Annotated in this window: 16 protein-coding genes; 10 read left to right on the forward strand and 6 right to left on the reverse strand. The window is 71.5% G+C overall.

Going from position 1 to position 18,413, the window contains the following annotated elements; genetic code table 11:
• Positions 1-74: 74 nt before the first annotated feature.
• Positions 75-590 carry a hypothetical protein gene (locus tag SMA5143A_RS00940; RefSeq protein ID WP_107460889.1) on the reverse strand — a complete coding sequence of 172 codons (516 nt, stop codon included), beginning with the start codon at positions 588-590 and terminating at the stop codon, positions 75-77.
• A gap of 226 nt (positions 591-816) precedes the next feature.
• Positions 817-1,344, reverse strand: coding sequence for a DUF4396 domain-containing protein (locus SMA5143A_RS00945; protein WP_107460890.1), 528 nt, complete (start codon positions 1,342-1,344; stop codon positions 817-819).
• 201 nt (positions 1,345-1,545) lie between these two features.
• Here SMA5143A_RS00945 and SMA5143A_RS00950 point away from each other — a divergent pair, with 201 nt between their 5' ends.
• Positions 1,546-2,253 carry a DUF5134 domain-containing protein gene (locus SMA5143A_RS00950; protein WP_107460891.1) on the forward strand — a complete coding sequence of 236 codons (708 nt, stop codon included), beginning with the start codon at positions 1,546-1,548 and terminating at the stop codon, positions 2,251-2,253.
• Positions 2,254-2,269: 16 nt separating this feature from the next.
• Here SMA5143A_RS00950 and SMA5143A_RS00955 read toward each other — a convergent pair whose 3' ends face one another.
• Both SMA5143A_RS00955 and SMA5143A_RS00960 read right to left on the reverse strand, forming a co-directional pair.
• Positions 2,270-3,400 carry a sensor histidine kinase gene (locus SMA5143A_RS00955; RefSeq protein WP_258193202.1) on the reverse strand — a complete coding sequence of 377 codons (1,131 nt, stop codon included), beginning with the start codon at positions 3,398-3,400 and terminating at the stop codon, positions 2,270-2,272.
• The gene (locus tag SMA5143A_RS00960) at positions 3,397-4,062 is read right to left on the reverse strand and encodes a response regulator (protein ID WP_181361660.1); all 666 of its coding nucleotides are present in this window, start codon (positions 4,060-4,062) and stop codon (positions 3,397-3,399) included. The genes SMA5143A_RS00955 and SMA5143A_RS00960 overlap by 4 nt, the downstream gene beginning before the upstream one ends.
• Positions 4,063-4,249: 187 nt before the next feature.
• On the opposite strand from SMA5143A_RS00960, the gene SMA5143A_RS00965 reads away from it, so the two are divergent.
• Positions 4,250-5,479 (forward strand): DUF418 domain-containing protein, encoded by a 1,230-nt coding sequence (locus SMA5143A_RS00965; RefSeq protein WP_107460919.1) that lies wholly within the window; start codon positions 4,250-4,252, stop codon positions 5,477-5,479.
• Positions 5,480-5,678: 199 nt separating this feature from the next.
• Here the strand turns inward: SMA5143A_RS00965 and SMA5143A_RS00970 are convergent, their stop codons facing one another.
• Together SMA5143A_RS00970 and SMA5143A_RS00975 are read right to left on the reverse strand one after the other, a co-directional pair.
• Positions 5,679-6,590, reverse strand: a complete 912-nt coding sequence (locus SMA5143A_RS00970; RefSeq protein WP_107460892.1) for a M56 family metallopeptidase — start codon at positions 6,588-6,590, stop codon at positions 5,679-5,681.
• Positions 6,587-6,955 (reverse strand): BlaI/MecI/CopY family transcriptional regulator, encoded by a 369-nt coding sequence (locus SMA5143A_RS00975; protein ID WP_107460893.1) that lies wholly within the window; start codon positions 6,953-6,955, stop codon positions 6,587-6,589. The genes SMA5143A_RS00970 and SMA5143A_RS00975 overlap by 4 nt, the downstream gene beginning before the upstream one ends.
• Positions 6,956-7,066: 111 nt before the next feature.
• On the opposite strand from SMA5143A_RS00975, the gene SMA5143A_RS00980 reads away from it, so the two are divergent.
• The 8 genes from SMA5143A_RS00980 to SMA5143A_RS01015 all read left to right on the forward strand — a co-directional run bounded on the left by SMA5143A_RS00980 (position 7,067) and on the right by SMA5143A_RS01015 (position 18,333).
• Positions 7,067-7,525, forward strand: coding sequence for a DUF6153 family protein (locus tag SMA5143A_RS00980; protein WP_219923570.1), 459 nt, complete (start codon positions 7,067-7,069; stop codon positions 7,523-7,525).
• 100 nt (positions 7,526-7,625) lie between these two features.
• Positions 7,626-8,273, forward strand: a complete 648-nt coding sequence (locus SMA5143A_RS00985; protein ID WP_107460894.1) for a DUF305 domain-containing protein — start codon at positions 7,626-7,628, stop codon at positions 8,271-8,273.
• A 260-nt stretch (positions 8,274-8,533) separates the two neighbouring features.
• Positions 8,534-8,788 (forward strand): GNAT family N-acetyltransferase, encoded by a 255-nt coding sequence (locus SMA5143A_RS00990; RefSeq protein ID WP_107460895.1) that lies wholly within the window; start codon positions 8,534-8,536, stop codon positions 8,786-8,788.
• A gap of 130 nt (positions 8,789-8,918) precedes the next feature.
• Entirely contained in the window at positions 8,919-9,143 is a 225-nt protein-coding gene (locus SMA5143A_RS00995; protein ID WP_099968016.1) for a heavy-metal-associated domain-containing protein, read from the forward strand.
• Between the two features lie 814 nt (positions 9,144-9,957).
• On the forward strand, positions 9,958-11,001 hold the full coding sequence (locus SMA5143A_RS01000; protein WP_107460896.1) for a trypsin-like serine peptidase: 1,044 nt from the start codon (positions 9,958-9,960) through the stop codon (positions 10,999-11,001).
• A gap of 38 nt (positions 11,002-11,039) precedes the next feature.
• The gene (locus SMA5143A_RS01005) at positions 11,040-11,267 is read left to right on the forward strand and encodes a hypothetical protein (RefSeq protein ID WP_107460897.1); all 228 of its coding nucleotides are present in this window, start codon (positions 11,040-11,042) and stop codon (positions 11,265-11,267) included.
• 274 nt (positions 11,268-11,541) lie between these two features.
• The gene (locus SMA5143A_RS01010; RefSeq protein WP_107460898.1) at positions 11,542-12,447 is read left to right on the forward strand and encodes a hypothetical protein; all 906 of its coding nucleotides are present in this window, start codon (positions 11,542-11,544) and stop codon (positions 12,445-12,447) included.
• 603 nt (positions 12,448-13,050) lie between these two features.
• Positions 13,051-18,333, forward strand: a complete 5,283-nt coding sequence (locus SMA5143A_RS01015; RefSeq protein WP_181361661.1) for a sacsin N-terminal ATP-binding-like domain-containing protein — start codon at positions 13,051-13,053, stop codon at positions 18,331-18,333.
• Positions 18,334-18,413 lie beyond the last annotated feature (80 nt).

Genomic DNA, 18,413 nt, shown 5'->3' on the forward strand with positions numbered 1-18,413 from the left:
GGGCGGCCGGGCCGCCACACGTACGGTGTGACGGCCGCGGCCGCTATCGGGCCGGGTATCGCGCCGGGCATGGATCAGGCCGTGCTTCCGCCGATGTTCTTGCGGCGCAGGGCGTACATGCCGGTGCCCGCGACCGCGAGGACCGCCAGCCCGCCGGCGGTCATGGCCGGTGAGGCGAGCGCGCCGCCGCCGGTGTGCATCCCGCCACGCGGCTTGTCGTGGTCGCCCTTCCAGCCGCCCTTGTCGTGGTCGCCCTTCCAGGACTCCTTGTCGCTGTCGCCCTTCCACGACTCCTTGCCGTGCTCGCCGTAGCCGCTCTCGTCCTTCTGCTTGTCCTCGTCGCCCCAGGACTTCTCCGCCTTGTCCTCGGAGCTCCACTCGTCGTTCTGGGGAGCGGTCAGGGCGCCGCCACCGGTGTGAACGCCGCCGCGGGGGCCGTCGTGCCTGCCGTCCTTCTGGTGCTCCTTGCTGTACCCATGGTCCTCACGGTCCCACTCGTCCCCGCCGGCGTAGGCGTAGGCGCCGGGGGCGGTGATGGCGATAACGGCCGTGGCCGCCGCCGTCGCAAAAAGCATGCGGGCTGAACGCATTTGATGGTCCTTCCGCCATGACCGGGCAGCTGGTGCTTCGTCAGCTGAAGGGACCCGGCCTTGACGTGATCAACCGTCAGTCGGTTTCCCGCTCGCCACCACTCAAGGCGCTCAGCCGGGTGAACCCGGCCGTCCGCGCGCCCCCTTGACCACCCGTTCGGCTCCGGCCGCGCCCCCTCGGGCCGCCGGGGCGGCGGGAGGGGGCGGACGGCGGCGGAAGGGGGCGTCAGTGGTATGCGTGGACGACGGCGTGGCCCTTGCCACGGCCGATCATCCACTTGTTCACCGGCGTGGTGATCAGGAACGCGACGGCGAATCCGCCGAGGAGCGCCGACCAGAACAGCCCGTCGGAGAGGTGGGCGTCCATCGCTCCCGGAGTCAGGGCGATGATCGCGTTGTCGACCAGCTCCATCACGGCGATGGAGACGGTGTCGGCGGCCAGCGCCACCTTGATCGCGCTCCGCAGGTCCAGGCCCGCGCGGCGCACCGCGAACAGGGTGAAGGAGTACCCGAAGACGAACGCGAGGGCGATGGCCAGCACCATCGTCGGCGCGTTGCCCCACCGCAGGGCCGTGCCGACGACCATCCCGAGGATCTCCCCGATGGCGCACCCGGTCAGGCAGTGCAGCGTCGCCTTCACCGCCGAGCCCCAGGACGCTCCGCCGTGGCCGCCGGGGGCCATCGAGTGATCGGCGTGCCCCTCGTGCGCGGCGTGGTCGTGCGCGCCGCCGTCATGGTGAGCGCTGTGGTCCATGACCAGTCATCCCCGTCCTCGTCCGTGGTGGTCCGTCCTCGACACTCCGCACACTATACCCCTGGGGGGTATATGACGAGGGGGTCGGAGTTACCCGTGTCGGACCCATCCGCAGCGTGGTCCCACTCCCCCCGCTGAGTCGGATCGCCGCCCCTCACGTACTAAGGAGATACGTAGTGGTCGACGAGCGGTGGTGGCGATGTGACGGGACACCTTCTGGGCTGGACGCTGGTGGTGCTGGGAGCGGGGGTGGCCCTCGGGAACCTCGTCCGGATGGCGCTGGTCGACGGCTGGGCCCGGTTCGAGGCGGGAGCCGAGGTCGCCATGGGCGCGGGCATGGCCGTGATGGCGGCGCCCCCGACGGCCCTCCACTACGGCACGTACGGCCTGTGGTGGGCGGCGGTCTTCGCCCTGTTCTGCGTCGGTGGCGTGGCCCTCTCCGTACGGCACGTCAGGCGGGGCGGCGTACGGCGACTGGGGCACGGGGCGCACCTCGTGATCGGCAGCGCCGCCATGGTGCTCATGACCCTGGCCATGCCCGGCGAGAGCACCGGGCCGACCCTCGCCCTGGGCGCCTCCGCACACGGGCACGGGCACGGGGCGATGGCCGGCACGCAGGGCGTGGGCGGCGGCCACGGGGTGACCGAGGCCGCCGCGTCCTCGGGCTCCGCCGTCCTGTGGCGTGCCGCCTTCTGGGCGCTGGCCGCCTACTTCGTGGTCTTCGTGGCCCTGGCCGTACGGGCACGTCTGCGCGGCCCGGTCGCGGCCCCCGCGGCGCCCGTCCCGAGGGCCCGCCACCGCCGCGCCGCCCGTACCCCCGCGGTGCTCTCGGCGCCGAACGCCCGCCTGGCCGGTCATGTCGGCATGGGCGGCTCGATGGCGACGATGCTGCTGATGATGACGGCGTGACGGCGCCGCCCGGGGGTCAGGTCGTCGCCTCGGCCGGGAGTTCCAGGCGGAGCGCGTAGCCGCCGTCGGGTGTGGGGCCGGAGGTGACCGTGCCGCCGAGGAGTTCGGCGCGCTGGCGCAGACCGAGCAGGCCGTGGTGGGCGCCGGGGAGGGGCAGGGCAGGCCGGGTCGGGGCCGTGTTGGCGACGGTGGCGTGCACGGCGCCACCCCGGTGCCGGACGTGGATCGTGGCGGTGGCGCCGGGGGCATGCTTGCGTACGTTGGTCAGGGCCTCCTGGACAGTGCGGTACACCGCGCGCTGCACGGCGGGCGGGAGGTCGTCGGGCAGGTCGGTGCGCAGTTCGGCCTCGATGCCGCTGGAGTCGACGAGGCGGCGGAGATCGGCCAGGGACGGCTGCGGGGTCAGCTCGGTGGGACGGCTGCCGGAGGCGCGCAGCACGCTCACCATGTGCCGCAGCTCCTCCAGCGTCTGCACGCTCAGCCGCCGGATGGTGGACGCCGCCTCCCTCGTCCCCGGGTCCCGGCTGCCGACCTGGAGCGCCCCGGCCCGCACGGCGATCAGGCTGACCTGGTGGGACACCACGTCGTGCATCTCCCGGGCGAGCTGCGCGCGTTCCCGGGCCAGGACGCCCTGGGCCAGCAGCAGGCGCTCGTGTTCGCGGGCCTCGGAGATCTCGTCGAGCCGCAGCGACAGCTCGCGGCGGGCCTGGACGAGCTGCCCGAGGAAGACGGGGGCGACCCCCGTCGCCACGCTGTAGGTGACCGTCACGAGCGCGGAGCTCTCGTGCGGTTCGAGGAACTCCGGCGAGGGCCACGACCACCAGGTCAGATCGCAGGCGGCGTACGCCGACGCGCACCCGGCGAGCAGGACCCGGTGCCGGGACAGGGACGCGAGGGTGTACAGCGCGGCCAGCGTGGCGAACACCGCGTCGGAGACCAGGGCGGACGGCAGGGCGAGCAGAAAGGTCAGCGAGGGCAGGTGGCGGCGGGCCGGCAGGACGACGGCGGCGAGCAGGGCGCAGACCATGCGCAGCGGCTCGTCCGGCGCGAAGTGGATCCGGACGTCCACCAGGGCCACCGCCACCAGTACGGCGTCCCACAGCACCGCCGGCGGTCGGTACGACCGGACCGCCGGCCACCGCCTCACCCCGCCTCCCCTTCCCGGCGCGCCCGCAGCAGACCGGCGCGCTCGGCGAGCAGGGCCGCCTGGACGCGGTTGCCCACCGCCAGCTTGGCGAGGACGGCGCTGACGTGGTCCTTGACCGTGCCCGTGCTCAGGTTCATCCGGGTTCCGATGCCGGTGTTGGACAGGCCCTCGGCGAGGAGGACGAGCACCGCACGCTCCCGCTCGGTCAGCCCGGCGACGCGGTGGACGGCCTCTCGCCGAGGGCCGCCGTCGAGATAGCCGGCCACGACCGTACGGGTGACCCGGGACGCCAGGACGACTCCACCGTCCGCCAACGTGCGTACGAGATACGGGAGTTGCTCGGGGTCGGTGTCCTTCAGCAGGAACCCGGCCGCCCCCGAGCGCAGCGCGGCCGCCACGTACTCGTCCATGTCGAACGTCGTCAGCATGGCGACGACCGGCGGGTCCGGCAGCCGGCGCAGCTCCGCCAGGACGGTGAGACCGTCCACGTCCGGCATCCGGATGTCGAGCAGCACCACGTCGGGGCACAGCTCCCGCACCACGGCGACCGCCCGGCCGCCGCCCACCGCCGCCACGACCTCGATGTCGTCCGCGGTGCCGAGAATGTGCTCGAACCCCGTACGGAGGAGGGCCTCGTCGTCGACCACCATGACGCGGATCACCTGAGCTCCCCTCACCCCGGGGCCGCCGTCGGATCCTGTGACGGCGGGCGCCGCCCGCGGGTTCCGTCCGGCCGGGGTGGTGCGGGAGCGCGGCGCGCGGCGGGGGCGGCTCCGGCCGGTCGGCGGGGACGACTCCGGCCGCCCGCCGGATGGCCCGCGGCCCGCCCCGCTCCCGACGCTGAGGTTCATGACACCCAACCCGCCACCGCCGTCCCCGCCCGTGCGGGCGGACCGCCCGACCGCCGTCCCCGGCGCCCCGCCGCCGACGGGTCGGCTCATCGGCGTCGACCTGGCCCGGGGCCTCGCGGTCCTCGGCATGTACGCCGCCCATGTCGGACCGGACCCCACCGTGGGCGGCCCCCTCGGCTTCGTCCTGGAACTGGCCCGCGGCCGTTCCTCCGCGCTCTTCGCCCTGCTCGCGGGCTTCTCGCTCGTCCTCATCACCGGTCGCCCGCACCCGAGGACCGGGCGCCCGGGACGGCAGGCCGTGGGCAGGATCGTCATCCGCTCGGCCGTCCTGCTCGCCCTCGGTCTCGCCCTGACCGCCCTGGACACCGACGTCGACGTGATCCTCGCCTTCTACGCCCTGATCTTCCTCGCCGTCCTGCCGCTGTACCGGCTGGGGGCCGTGCCGCTCGCCGTCGTCGCGGCGACGGGCGCGCTGGTGATGCCCCAGGCGCTGTACGCGGTCCGCCGGTCCATCGACGAGGGCACCTGGGCCGACACCGTCATCGCCCTGGACCCGCTGGCCCGGATCGGCGACACGGACGGCGTCGTCGAACTGCTGTTCACCGGGGAGTACCCGGTGCTCACGTGGCTGCCGTTCGTGGTCGCCGGCATGGCGGTGGCCCGGCTCGACCTCGCCAGGACCACGGTCCGCGTCCGCCTCGCCCTCACCGGCGGCGCCCTGGCCGTGCTCGGCCACGGCGGCTCCTGGCTGGCCCTGACCCTGGTGCCCCACGCGCGGGCCACCGTCGCCGCCGCGACGGACGGCGACACGGGCGCCTCGGCCTGGTGGTCCGACACCGTCGGCGAACTCCTCGACCACACCCCGCCGGCATGGCTGCTGGTGGGCGCGCCCCACAGCCAGACGACCTTCTCGATCCTCGGCAACACGGGCGTCGCGCTCGCCGTACTGGCCATGAGCCTCGCCGTCACCGACCGGATGCCACGCCTCACCCGCTGGGCCACCCCGGTGACCGCGGTCGGCACGATCGCCCTGACCGCGTACGTCCTGCACATCCTCGCGATCCGCGCCGTCGGCATGGAGGAGGAGACCGTCCCGGCGCTGATCGCGCTGCTCGCGTTCACGGCGGCGGCCCTGCTGTTCGCGACCCTGTGGACCCGGCGCTTCCCTCGCGGCCCGCTGGAACATCTCCTCCACGTGACCACGCTCGTGGCTCGCCGGATCAAGTGAGGGACGGGGCGACAGCCCCTAGGGGAAGCGGAGGGGAGGGCGGGTGCGGGCGGACGCGGCCGGGGAGGAGGCCGGGTGTGGGGCAGCCGAGGCAGGCCGGGCAGACGGGCAGGCGGGGCGCAGGTCGGCCGCGGCCGGGGCGGGCAGGTGCAGGAGGGCGGAGTCGGGTCGCCGAGGCCGGACGCGGGGCGGGCGAGGGTCAGGTGAGGCCGGGTGGGCAGGTGGCGAGCAGCGGCAGCAGCGGTACGGTCACCGCCAGCGCGGCCACGGCGGGGGACAGGGCCCGGTGGGGAGCCCGGGGCGGGCCGAGTACGCGCCGCATCCGGATCAGCACCGCCCGGCCGCCCGCCCCGAACGCGCCCCGCGGGGCACGGGCCGCCGCCATCTCGTACATCGCGGTCGCCAGGGCCTCGCGGGAATGCCCGTGCAGGGCACGGTCGTCGGCGACCATCTCCAGCAGCAGCGCCGTCTGCTCCCGGACATGGCGGGCCACGGGCAGCCGGCGGAAGACGGAGTGGAACGCCTCCGCCGCGGCCAGCACCAGATGATGACGGCCGGTGACATGGGCCTGCTCGTGCTCCAGCACGGCGCCGAGCTGCTCGGCCGTCAGCTCACGCACCGCCCCGTCACTGACCACGATCCGGGGCGAGCGGCCCGGCAGACAGTAGGCGGCGGGCACGTCGTACGGCAGGACGACGGCACCCAGCCGGGTCGACCGGCGCCCCACCAGGTCCACCGCCCGCCGATGCCGCGCCCGCGCCCGGCGGGCCCGTACGGCGTGGAAGGCGAAGCTCCCCGCCAGGGCGAGACCCAGCGCGGCGGGCAGGGCCACGGCGACCCGGGCTGCGGTCCGCGGATCGGCGCCGCTCCCGAGGACGGCGAGCCCGCAGGAGTGCAGCAGACCCAGCAGTCCCGCGTGCGGATGCCCGGCGGGCATGGCCAGGTGGTACACGGTCAACGCGACACCCAGCGAGAACGACAGGGCCAGCGCGTGCCAGACCGCGAGGGCGGCGGCGGGCGCCCGGTGCGGCCAGTCGGCCCGCACGAGCAGCGGCGGGGCGACGAACCCCACCAGGACCGTGTAGACGACCAGGACGGGCGTCGCGTTCACGGCTTCGCCTGTCGTCCCACGGTCCGCAGGGCCTTGCGCAGGGCGGCCACCTCTTCCTCCGTCATGTTCTCCACGAAGTGGACCAGCGCGGCCGGGCGGTCCCTGCTCGCGCCCAGACCGTCCTCCATCAGCGCGGCGGCGTACGCCTCGCGACTGCGGACGGGTGAGTAGAGCCACGCCCGGCCCTGCTTGCCGCGCAGCAACCAGCCCTTGTTGTAGAGGATGTTGGTGACCGTCATCACCGTCGTGTAGGCCACGGGCCGGGTCAGGTTGATGTCGTCGACGACCTCGCGCACCGTCGCGGGACGGTTCCACGTCCAGAGGCGGTCCATGATCTCCGCTTCCAGTTCCCCCAGCCGGCGCATGCCCTGACTCCCTCGCCCCACCCGACGTGCACAACCAATACGTAAGTCCATAGTAGGTTAGTAGAACTGACGGCTCTGCCCGCGGGGGTCGTCACAACACGCAAGGGACCCATGAACCGTGCCCACGACGAGGCCCTGACCGGCCTCGCAGCGCCGCACCGCCGGCCGCGTCCGCCCCTGCGGGCCCGCGGCCTTCTCGTGTGCGCGCTGCTGCTGGGCCTCCTCGGCATGCACGGTCTCGGCCCGGTCCCCGCGCTCCACGAAGCCGCCGCCGGGCACGACCGTATGGCGGCGAGCGCGACGAGCGCGGACGCGGAGGCACCCGTCCGGGTGTCGATGCCGGGGGCGTGCGGTCACGAAACCGACGGCGGTACGGGGCACCTGCACCACGCGGACCCGACCTGCGCCTCGGCGTTTGTCGGCCAGGCCCCGGCCGTGGCGCCGGTGCTGATGCCCGACGTGGCGACATGGGCCGAACGGGGGCACGTGGGGGCGTCGTTGACGGGCTCCGGCCCCGAGGGCGGCCGGGCACCACCGTCCCTCGCCGAACTCCAACTCCTGCGGATCTAGAGAAGCCCGCACGCCGCCGCACGCCCACCGGTCCGCGGCGCCGTGCCCCGGAACGCCCCTCTTCCGACTTCTCGATCCGAACCAACGCAGGAGTACCACCATGACCGCATCCCGCGGATTCCTCCGTCGTGCCGCCCTCGCCGTCACCGCCGGTGCCGCCGCCCTCGTCCTGACCGCGTGCGGCGGCGACAGCGACGGCGCCGGCCACGACATGGGCTCGATGGCCTCCGAGTCCGGCTCCCCCAAGGCCGGTTCGTCCGGCAAGGCCGGGGCGGGCGGCCACAACAAGGCGGACGTCGGCTTCGCCGAGGAGATGATCCAGCACCACCGCCAGGCCGTGGACATGGCCGAACTCGCCGACAGTCGCGCCGCCTCACCGGAGGTCAAGGAGCTCGCCACCAAGATCAAGGGTGCCCAGGACCCGGAGATCGAGACGATGTCCGGCTGGCTCACCGCCTGGGGTGAGCAGGTCCCCGAGGACATGGCCGGCATGGGTCACGACACGGCGTCCGGCATGCCCGGCATGATGAGCGCGGAGGACATGGCCGACCTGGAGAAGGCGTCCGGCGCCGCCTTCGACGAGAAGTTCCTGAAGCTGATGGTCGAGCACCACGAAGGCGCCGTGGAGATGGCCGAGACCGAGAAGGCCGAGGGGAAGTACGGCCCCGCGATCGACCTGGCCGAGGACGTCGTCACGGCCCAGACCGCGGAGATCGAGCAGATGAACAAGATGCTCGACAAGGGCTGACGTTTCGCGGGGCGGCGGTCGGCGGGTGGCGGGCGTACCGGCGGCGGTCGGTGGGTGGCGTGCCAGGACCGTCGCCGCTGTCGCCCTTACGGCCACTGTCACCCCGTCACCCTGCCACCCCGCCACCCTGCCACCCCGCCACCCCCCACTCCCGTTACCCCTCACTCCCGTCACCACCGTCACCGTGTTCACGACGGCGGTGACGGGAGTGCCGCGAGGCTGCGGGCCCTGGACGTCAACCGCCAGGAGCGGCCCCCGGGTTGGGCTTCTACGCCCTGCTGACCGAGGCGGATCCGCCGGAGCTGGACTTGGCGTTCGTCGCAGACGACACACAGGGCAAGGGCGTCGGACGGCTCCTGGTCGACCACATGCTCGGGCAGGCGCGGGAAGCGGGGCTGGCCGGTGTGCGCGTGACGTCCCACCCGACCGCCGAGGGGTTCTGCCAGCGGATGGGCGCGGAGCGCGTGGGAACGGTCGGGCCCGTGCCGCCGAAGGTCACCTGGGAGCGGCCCTAACTGCGGCTCGAGGTCGCTCGACCTCCGACCCCCTGAACACGCCGGGCCGTCGGGCCGTACCCCGTGCCACAGGCCCCGGCGCCGCCGACTTCGGGGGCGGCCCGGGGAGGAGAAGGACAGGAGTGACCCGATGGCGGGCAAGATCTTCACCGTGGACGGAATGACCTGCGGCCACTGCGCCACGAGTATCACCGAGGAGGTCGTACGCGTGGCCGGCGTCACTGACGTCGACGTCGACGTCAGGTCGGGCCTGGTGATCGTCTCGGGAGACCGGGTCGAGGACGCCGCCGTACGCGCGGCCATCGTCGAGGCGGGCTACGAGGTCGCGGAGGTCGTACGCCGAACGGCGGCGTGAGCGACCCTGCCGCAGTTCGACCACTGGTGCGCCGAGTCCGGACCGACACCGCGTGAGCGCTACGCCACCTGGAACGGAGGCCCTGACCGACGAGCGTGATCTGGACCTCCTGCCGCGCGAGGGTCAACGCTGTCACTCCGTACGGGTGAAATCCGGACACCTCACAGCGCTACACACCGTGATGTGCCAACTGGCGCCGATAACTGGCAACTTGCCTGCGTCCACCCCGAATGGGTCACCAAGTTCGCTGATGTCGTACCTGCTGTGACATACGCCCTCCGCGCTCGGGAGCAGGGACCGGACCGTCCGCCGAGGGCGTAAAGCAGCCATTGGCGTTCGTCACGGCTGCCCTGACGCACCTCGTGCGCGGCCGATTAGCGGTCAGACCGACGTGCGACTGCGGTGCCGTCATCGGTGCGTCATCGGTAGGTCATCGGTGTCGGCCGGGCGTGGTCGTCCCGATCGCCCCGGGGCGCAACCTGCCGGTCCGCGTGCTGTTCACCCGAGAACGTGCGCGACCGAGGACACGGCATCACCCAGGACTCCACGATCCGTGAAGCAAGCGGCGATTTGGACCGACCGAATATATGGGTCCCTCGCGGCGGGGAGCAGCGCGGCCGAACTGGGGCTGTTTGGCATGTACTCGGCCCACCTAGGTTCGCTGTGCTCCACACGCTGATCGGCCAGGCCTCAGAAGCAGGCACGGCGACGACAGCTGTGCAACGAACGCACCGCTACGAACGCACCGCAACGAACGCACCGCAACGAACGCACCGCATCGAACGCACTCCAACGACGATCGAAGGAGCAGTTTGTGCGCAGTCTCAGACACTCGATACTCCCGCTGGCCGCGGCCACCGTACTGGCATTGATCGGTACGGGAACGGCCGCCGAGGCGGCACCGGCCCCGGCCGCGGCAAAGACCCGGGCCACCGCCGGTGCGCTCACCGCCTCGGGGAGCGAGGCGGCGAGCGTCGGTCGGTCGGCACGGCTGTCGAACGGCACTCCGGTCGACTCGGCGAAGGACATCGCCGCGCTGGAGCGCTTCTGGACGCCGGAGCGAATGGCGAAGGCCGTGTCGCTCGACAAGGCGCCCGCCGCGCCGAGGCCGGACGCGGCGAAGCCGGACCCCGCGAAGTCGGCCGGCCCCACCGGGAAGCCGGGATCGATTCCGTCCGCCCCGGCGCGTTCCGACCTCAAGGCCCCGCGCATCAACGAATCCGCCGCGGCGGGCAAGGTGTTCTTCACCAACCCCAGCGACGGCGGCACCTACACATGTTCGGCGAGCGCGCTGAACAGTAGCTCGAAGCAGATGGTGATCACGGCCGGGCACTGCGTGCACGGCGGCAAGGGCGGTACGTGGATGACCAACTGGGTCTACGTACCGCGTTACCGCTCCGGTGCGCGTCCCTTCGGCACCTTCGCCGCGAAGCAGATGCGTACCTTCACCGCCTGGATGAACGACAGTGATCTCAGGCGGGACGTGGCGATGGTGACCACCTGGCCGCTCAACGGGAACAAGATCGTCAATGTCACCGGCGGTCACGGACTGAGCTGGAACTTCTCGCGCCAACAGGCCGTCACGATCCTCGGCTACCCCGGGAACCACGACGGCGGGGAGGTCCAATGGGCGTGCACGGGCACGACGCGGGCGGTCAGTGACGGTCGCATCGAGATCCAGTGCAACTTCGGCGGCGGTTCCAGCGGTGGACCATGGCTGCGTGAGTTCAACGACTCGAACGGACTCGGTTCCGTCAACGGGGTGATGAGCACGGTCAACTCCGACGGCTGGAACAGGTCCTCCTACTTCGATGACGGCGTCAAGGGCATGTACGACGCCCAGGGCGGCGTAACCTGACAGAGCCGACACCGGAATCGGACCAAGGAGAAAGCCCTGTGCGTCGCAGCAGTCTGAGCCGCTGGGCAGCAGCCGCCGCCCTTGTCGCATCCGTCGTCGCCGTGGCCGCCTGGCGTACCGCGGCCACCGCGGCAGAACCCGAGCCGCAGCCCGACTCCGGGACCACGGTCAACGAGGTACGGCAGGATCCGGAGAAGGTCCGGGACTACTGGACGCCCGAGCAGATGAGGAAAGCCCAGGACGCGCCCATGCCGAAGGACAACTGACGGCCGGCGGGTCCAGCACGAGCACGACGCCCCGGGGCGCGGGCGGGTGGCATCACACCCTCCCCCAGCCCCGGGGCGTTGTGCGTCGGATCCCGGAAGGCAGTGGAGTCGATGAGCGCCGCGATCGCGGCGCGGATGCCCTCCGGAGGCAGCAGGTCGCCGGAAGCCGTGTCCTTCGACCCCTGGGGCGGCTGAGCGTGAACGGGCCGGACCACAACGTCTGTTGGGGCCAGAGAGATCACAACGTCGTACGCACATCTGCGATGCTGGCCCGATGAGCAAGGTGTGGCAAGGACACGTCATCGATGGCACGCGCTTCGTGGTCCCGGCGTCCGGTGTGACGCCGAGGCACGTGCTGTGCGCGGTCGGCGTGGGCCTGGATCCCGATGTCATCAGCCGGGTGGTCGAGGAGGCGGGCGCGGGGGAATTCACGCTCGACGAGTTCCAGCGGGAACCTGACGCCCGGATGCGTGAGGCGTTCGAAGCGGCGGTGGCTTCCCGCCGGATCACCGGCGTCGACGAGTTCGGCGACGACGACTGGGCCGCGGTGGACGCACACGACTCGGTCGCCTATGTCCTGTCACCGCCGATCTCCCAGGCCACCGGCCTCGACGTGTCCCGCCGGGCGCTGGCCGTCACCGCGGCCCTGCTGGCCAACGGAGCCACCGCGGTGAAGAACGAGTCCAGCGGTGTGGCCTGCGGTCGGGAGCGCTGGCTGGCCCTGGCGAGCGAGGCGGCGGCCGCCGAGACCGTGGACGACCTGGTCGGCGCCCTCGTCCAGGCGTGGGTCGTGCCGGTGATCCACGACGGGGAGGTCTACTACAGCTGCGGCATGCACCTCCTGGGCGAGGCCGACGTGGAGCTGGCCCCCAGAAGCACCGCCGCGCCCGAGCCGGAAGTGCTGCTGGAGTGGGTGACCACCGTGGAGGTCGCGGGGTACTACCTGCTGACCGAGCAGCCGGACCACGGCGTCCAGAACGGCGAGGGCTTCCGCATCACCCCGGACGCCTCTCGCTGGATCATGAACCGTGTGGAGTGCGAACGGTTCGAGGACGATGACTTCTTCCACAACCCGTACGGATACTGGCGCCTGACCCCGGCCGCCCGCGGCCCACAGAGACAGGCGAGGCTCAAGAGGCGCAACCCCCGCACGACGTTGGGAACGCGACGGAAGAGGTGAGAACGGCGAGGGTGTGAGATCTCCGGACCGCGGGCCGAACACCGCGCCCTTCTCCGGCGTCTCAGTACGGGTTAGGACGGGTGCGGCGGTACCCGCCGTTCAGATGTCCCGGAAGGGACCAGCGGACGCCGTCACCTGCCGCGATTACGGTCGTGCGTCGCTGACCTGCGCGAATGGCCTTTCGGCTGCTTCACCCTCGTACCCGTTGATGCAGCCGGAAGTCCCAGAAAAGTCCCAGGGGGTTCCGACTGCCCGTAGGAGCTCTCTCGGCTAGCGCAGGGCGTACAGGCGTGGTGGGGGCTGATGTCGTGCATCGGTGGTTCCCCCTTGAATGAACGGCAACGCGTGTCCCTCGAACGGGTCGCGACCGTGAGATGGACGCGGCCGCGGAGCCGGGTTATGCGACCGCCACCGCGACCGCGGGCGGCAGGTAGGCGGTGAAGCAGCGCGCTTGAATGCGAGTGGAGCAGCGAGAGCGGCCGGGTACCTATGTACAACTCGATGCGGAATTCACCGGAAACCATCCCCCTGGTTCGATTGGATGGGCACTGCCAGGAGGCTTCTGGCAGGCGCAGGGCTGTGCACGAACGAGGGGGAACAGCCATGACATCGATGTGGGATGCCGCGGAGTGCGACGGATTCGGGTCGGCCGTACTCGCCCTGACCCGGCGGCGAGTCGAGATCTACAGGGACGCGGGCGAGACATGGCGGTTCGCCGAGAGTTTGAAGTCCGTGAGCGAGGACGCCGCTCAAGAGTACGAGGGCCGCACGATCCTCGAACTCGTCCAGAACGGCCACGACGCACTTGGTCAAGCCACACCGGGAAGGATTGCCGTCCTGGCGGTCACCCGGGAGGACGGCGGCGTCCTCTACGTCGCCAACGAGGGGGCGGTGTTCGCTGAGAAGAACTTCCGCGCCATCACCGAGCTGGCCCTCTCGAGCAAGACGGCCGGTGAGGGCATCGGAAACAAGGGCCTCGGCTTCCGCAGCGTGCTGCAAGTGACGGACTGGCCGGAGATCTACTCGAAGTCCTCCCCCGAATCCCAGGTATTCGACGGCTATTGCTTCCGCTTCGCCAGGCCCGAGGATGTGCGCTCCCTCGTGGAAGACCCGGCACTCGCGGCCAGGGTGATCGAGGACATCTCCCCGCTGGCGCTGCCGGTACCGGCCGACGTCACCGATCCCGTGCTCAAGGAACTCGCCGAGGACGGGTACGCCACGGTCGTACGGCTGCCGCTGCGGGACCGGCATGCCTGGGGACTCGCCGTGGCACAGGCGGAGGACGTGGTGAAGAGTGAGGCGCCGCTGCTGCTCTTCCTCGACCGGGTGGCCGAACTCCTCGTAGAGGTGCGGGACGGCTCCGACACCGCTTTCCGGCAGGTTCTCTCGCGTACCGAGCGCACATCAAACCTGGTCACCACGGGCGAGGACGACTGGGTGCGGGAGGTCGACCTCGCTGCGGCGGGCCGCTACCTGCTGGCGCGTCGCACGCTCGATCCCGAGGCGCTGAGCGGAGCGATCAGCCGCAGCGTCCAGGCGCGTGAGATCGATGCCGCCTGGGAGAACTGGGACGCCGACGCATGGGTGGCGGTCGCGCTGCGCCTCGACGTACCGCTCCCCAACGGCCGCATGTACACCTTTCTGCCGATGGCCGAGGGCGTCCACGCCCCGTTCCCCGGCCACGCCCATGCCCCGTTCTTCACCAAGCTGGCTCGCCTCGACATCAGCGAGACGGTGGCCCTGAACGCCTTCCTCCTTGACCAACTCGCCCGCCTGACGGTGGAACTGAGCAGGCGCATTCGTTCGGAGACCCCGCACCTTCTCGCCGCGGACCTCGTCCTTGACCTCCTGTGCTGGGACGTACCGGACCGGCTGGACGCGTCCCTGGACGGGAGGCTCGCCGCTGAACCGATCGTGCCCCTGCACGGCAGGGAGGCGTGGGGCTCGTTGCAGGACTCCTACGGCTGGCCCGACGGCAAGCGCTCCTGGCGCGTGCTCACCACCGAGGCACTCACGACGGCCGGAGCCGACCTGCTGACCCCGTCTGTCGGCCCTGTCCGCCACGCGCGTCTGGACAAGCTGTGCAGAGCCGTCATCTCCAGGCCCTTCCGTCCGCCGGCGCCCCTGGCCGCCGCTTGGGCAGAAGCCGTGGCCCGGTCTCTGCTCGGCGGTACGGAACCGGAGGGGCAGGTATGGGCGGACTTCTACAGCGACCTGTCCCATGCGTTCGCCCGGGACCACGGTGTGTTGCGGGGCCGACGCATCATCCTCGATCAGGACATGCGTCTGAGAAGCGCCCTCGGCGGCAGGACCGATTCCGGCAGGCAGGACGCGACCGTCTTCTTCCACCCCGAGCCCGACGACATCGCGGACGGTGAGACCGCCACCCGGGTCCCGGGTGATCTCAAGGCACTCCGGCGCCGTATCTCATTCACCCACCCGGCGATCGCCTGGGACAGCGCCGGGCGCGGGTTCCTCGAGCGCAACGAACTGGTGCGCCCCTACCAACTGGATCGGGTCTTCGACGCACTTGAAGACCTGCTCTGCGGCCACCCCTCGGAGGCGCTCGGCCGCGACGCCCTCACCTTCGCCTTTCGGCAGTACCCGCTGCTCACCCAGGCCCAGCGCCGACGGCTGGCTCGTATTCCCTTCCGGCTGCCACTGGCCGACACCGGCCGGTGGGGCAGGGCCGCATGCTGCTCCTTCTCACCCGCCTGGGGCACCGAGGGAGCGCGGCGGCTGGAGCGGTTCCTCGCCGAGGGAGGATCCGGGATCCCGGCTCTGGCAGCCCAGCGGGACCAGTGGATCAGCGGCCCCGACGACTGGCCCACGCCGGTACGGGACCGGGCGGCCTACACCGAGTTCCTGGAATCCCTCGGTGTGTGCGACGGCCTGCGGCCGGGAACCGTCGGGGAGCGACTGGGAGCCCGCCAGGGACACGAACTGCGCCTCACGCAACTCGCCGCGGGCTTCGGGCTGGGGGACACGCTCACCGATGCCTGGTGCGCCGACGTCAGGAGCGACTGGACCCGATTCCAGCACCCTTACACGCTCTACGAGTTCACGCACCCGCCTGCCCACCTGGCGGGAGCGACCGAAGTGGCCGGGCTCGGGCCTGCCGCCCGGCGCGAGTTCGCCGAGCTGTTGATGCACGGGCTGCGCACCTGGGGCGAGGAGGTCTTCACCGTCACCGTGCACAGGCCCACCTACTCCTTCAAGGACGCGCACACCTGGCCCACTCCCTTGGTCTCCTACCTCCGAGGCATGGCCTGGCTGCCCGTGGAGGAGCCGGATGGTCCCTCCTTCGTCGTACCCCGGCGGGCCTGGTTCAGCACCGACGGGGAACTCCCGGCCTTCGTCTCCGCGTTGCCCTTGTCGACGCGCCGCCTGCTCGCCGACAGGAATGTCGTCGAGCGGATGCTCCGGCTCGGCCTGCGCAGGTGGGAAGATCCGCAGCACGCGGGGGCGGCGGTGAGTCAGCTCGCTGACGTGCTCGACAAGGGCGACGTGCCCGAGTACCTCAGCGTCTCCTTCAAACGCCACTACGAACGGGCGTGGTCGAACATCGTACGGACGGGCCGGTGGCCCTGGGCGCCGCGTGAAGAGGTCCGCCTCGTGGTCAGCCGCACCCACGTGCTCGGCACCTTCATCCCGTCGGCCGACGAAGCACCCGTCATCGTCTGCGACGAGGCGGATCCCCTGAAGGAGGCGCTCATCGAGCCGGCGGGGCATCCCGTCCTCGTCGCCCCGGCGGAGTCCGGTGACGCCGTCGTCCGCCTGGCAGAGGCGAACGGGCTGAGAGTGCAGCGCACGTCGACCACCAACGTGCAGGTACGTCATCGCAACGGCGCCCCCATCACGCCGTCGAGTCAGGCGGCGGTGTTCATCCGGGAACGGGAGTGGCTGGTCACCGTGGTCGCCCTCGCCATGGAACTCAAGTCCGGGGCATTCGTGCGCCGCAGCGAGCGCAGTGTCCGGGCCGCACTCGAACGACTCCGAAGCATGCGCGTCGTGCACGCCGACGATGTGGAGATCACCGTCTCCGGGACGCCGGCCGAACCGCCGTCGTCGACGCGCGCCCTGCCATTGCCGGACGACGAGTACCCCACGGTGGTCGTCTGGAGAAGCGACGAGGGGTGGGACGAACTGCAGGCGGCGACACCTGCCGTCGCACAACTGCTGGGCAGGCCGTGGTTGCAGGACGCGCTGGAACTGGTCCTCGTCAAACTCGAGCGGAGCTTCGGCGGCAGCAGCCCGACGCTCGTCGACGACGCCGTTCTCGCCGCCGCTCTGGACACGACCCAGGCCAAGGTCGCCGAGATCCGGCGCAACCTCACCGGTGACGTGCAGGACACGGTGAGACTGCTCCGCCCGGTACTGGCATGCCTGGCCGCCGACGCCTGGGACGAGGAGGCCGCCCACCTCCTCGGTCGTGCGGCCGGCGAGCGGGAACTCGTCGGGATCATCGACCGGCTCGCGCCCGGCCTGCCGCTGCCGCCGGCGGAGCTGGTGGCCCTGGCCCGCTCCTGCACGAGGCCGGCGGAGCTCAGGGACGAACTGGAACTCGACTTCCAGCAGTTCAACGCCGCACTGGTCGCCCTCGGGTACTCCCCGGAGTACTACCCCGACCGCCACGAACAGGCCTTCGGGGACTTCGTACGCGCACGCTCCGGAATCCTCATCGACCGGCTCCGCGAGCGATACGCCGTCGCCGCGCAGCAGGGTGAGGACATCTCCGGCTACGCCGCGGCCCGCGGTCTTCACGACCTCCAGCCCGACCCGGACTGGCTTGCCCAGTTCATCACCCCGCCGGAGGAAGCAATGACCGACAGGGTGCGGGAATGGCTCCGGGCGCACGGAGCTGACGACGACCTCGAACGGCCCACTGAACTCGAGCCCCTCGACCGGCTCCGGGCACGCAACACGGCCGCTCTGGACGCGCTCGTGCCGGTGCTGCCCCCACTGGTGACCGCCTGGTGCCGCCGTCACGGCGTCCAGGTGCCCGCGGGGTGGCACGGGGCGGTGCTGCTGGAATGCAGGAGTTTCATCGACGGAACCGGGCTGGGGGACCTGCTGCCGCTGAGCGAGGGCCGTCTGCTCGACGCGGTCGGACGCGCCGTGGGATGGCCCGCCGGAATGCCTCACGCCGCAGACCCCGCGGCGCTGGGCCTTACCGACAAGGACCTCGCGCAGACGGCGATACGCGCCCGGGATTCCGGTGTCTCCACCACCGTCGCTCCGCGCACGATCACCATCGGGGATGCCGAGGTCAGGGTCGGAAGCGACCAGCTCTCCACCATCGCGGACATCGCATCGAGAACCATCGACGAGGCTTTCCTCGCCCAGTCGGGCAGGGTGCGCCTGGACACCGTGGCCGGCGTGCCCCGGCCACGTAGCGGAGGCGGACCCTCCGGCAAGCCGCGCATCGTCGTCGCGAAGATGAAGCGGACCACCGAGGACCAGCGGTCCGCCATCGGCCTCGTAGGGGAGGTGGCCGCGCGCGCCTGGCTCCAGCGCCACTACCCCGACGTGCGGTGGATTTCGGGCTATGCGGCCGTCGTCAACGGCGACGACGAGGCGTCCGACTCCCTGGGCTACGACTTCGAGGTCACCTGGCGTGACACCACCCGGCTGTACGAGGTGAAGGCACTGAGCGACCCATGCGCTGAGCGGGTTGAGTTCGAACTAGGACCGTCCGAGGTGGAAGCGGCCCGCCGCCACGCCCGGGGCAACCGCTACCGCATCCTGTTGATTACCTCGGCCCTCGTCCCTGAGGAACGCCGCATCTTCGACCTGCCGAACCCGTTCTCGGCCCAGGGGCGTGACCGCTTCAGGATGGTCAGCCGGGGGGTGCGCTATCAGTGCTCGCCCTTGGGGAAGGGGTAGCGCGCGGAGGGCGCCGGTAAGGCTCAACCGGCTGGTGAACGACCAGGCGAAGCTGCCGGCTCTGAGCATCCCGGTGCCGG

Source organism: Streptomyces sp. MA5143a, from assembly GCF_900290235.1.
Classification (GTDB): domain Bacteria; phylum Actinomycetota; class Actinomycetes; order Streptomycetales; family Streptomycetaceae; genus Streptomyces.

What these genes read in the sequence shown, in the direction of transcription:
- SMA5143A_RS00940 (WP_107460889.1), bottom strand. Translation starts at nt 590, where the DNA reads ATGCGTTCAGCCCGCATGCTTTTTGCGACGGCGGCGGCCACGGCCGTT.
- SMA5143A_RS00945 (WP_107460890.1), bottom strand. Translation starts at nt 1,344, where the DNA reads ATGGACCACAGCGCTCACCATGACGGCGGCGCGCACGACCACGCCGCG.
- SMA5143A_RS00965 (WP_107460919.1), top strand. Translation starts at nt 4,250, where the DNA reads ATGACACCCAACCCGCCACCGCCGTCCCCGCCCGTGCGGGCGGACCGC.
- SMA5143A_RS00975 (WP_107460893.1), bottom strand. Translation starts at nt 6,955, where the DNA reads ATGCGCCGGCTGGGGGAACTGGAAGCGGAGATCATGGACCGCCTCTGG.
- SMA5143A_RS00980 (WP_219923570.1), top strand. Translation starts at nt 7,067, where the DNA reads ATGAACCGTGCCCACGACGAGGCCCTGACCGGCCTCGCAGCGCCGCAC.
- SMA5143A_RS00985 (WP_107460894.1), top strand. Translation starts at nt 7,626, where the DNA reads ATGACCGCATCCCGCGGATTCCTCCGTCGTGCCGCCCTCGCCGTCACC.
- SMA5143A_RS00995 (WP_099968016.1), top strand. Translation starts at nt 8,919, where the DNA reads ATGGCGGGCAAGATCTTCACCGTGGACGGAATGACCTGCGGCCACTGC.
- SMA5143A_RS01010 (WP_107460898.1), top strand. Translation starts at nt 11,542, where the DNA reads ATGAGCAAGGTGTGGCAAGGACACGTCATCGATGGCACGCGCTTCGTG.
- SMA5143A_RS01015 (WP_181361661.1), top strand. Translation starts at nt 13,051, where the DNA reads ATGACATCGATGTGGGATGCCGCGGAGTGCGACGGATTCGGGTCGGCC.